Source organism: Bacteroides sp. OF03-11BH, from assembly GCF_003604005.1.
GTDB classification, from domain to species: domain Bacteria; phylum Bacteroidota; class Bacteroidia; order Bacteroidales; family Bacteroidaceae; genus Bacteroides; species Bacteroides ovatus.
Genome location: NZ_QTMW01000135.1, coordinates 1 through 639, shown reverse-complemented (window position 1 = coordinate 639; position 639 = coordinate 1). Strand labels below are relative to the sequence as shown.

1 pseudogene is annotated in these 639 nt (G+C 51.0%); it reads left to right on the top strand.

What is annotated here, in order from left to right:
• Nucleotides 1-108: 108 nt before the first annotated feature.
• Nucleotides 109-639 (top strand): annotated as a pseudogene (locus DXA54_RS28860) (AraC family transcriptional regulator); the annotation flags it as partial.

The following is a 639-nucleotide window of genomic DNA, read 5'->3' as shown; positions in this document are numbered from 1 at the left end:
CGATATATTTGTAATTAGGATTCGTACCGTGTTCCAAGCGGTTCATAAGTAACGACTTGCGGAGCTTTGGCAACAAGGGGATGCGGCTCCGTTTTATAGAAATGACTTATGCAAACCGACTTATCCATTTACAACAGTCTTCGCCCTTCCTTTATAGAAGGCGTTCACGCCGTGAAGTTCAATGCTTTGTCGGCGGTCATATCGCGTTACCGGGATTATGCCCGCAGTTCCGAACAAATAAAAGCGTACTCGGGAGATTCTCTGCTGATGCGGGACATCGCCTCCTTGCTTGACGAAGCACCCCGTCCCATAACGAGGGAATACCAGGATTTCACCCCGTTCCTGCTTCTTCTGATGCTTTCGGAGGAGTTTCATGCCGTCCATTACGTCGAGCGTCTTGTAACGTGGTATTTCGGCTACTGTTGTGTCGATGAACTGCGGACGGTCTGCACCATTCTGTCCCAGTGTTCCTACCCGCATCACGACACGCTGCGGCTGCGGTTCAAGAATTACCTGCGTGAAGCCCGTAAGACATTGGGTATGCCCGTTGAATGTAACGCTGCTGTCATGCTGAAAATGCTCGACGCCTCTTATGAACATCTCACTCCCGCCGATGTCGGGGAGTTCGAGGAGCTGTTG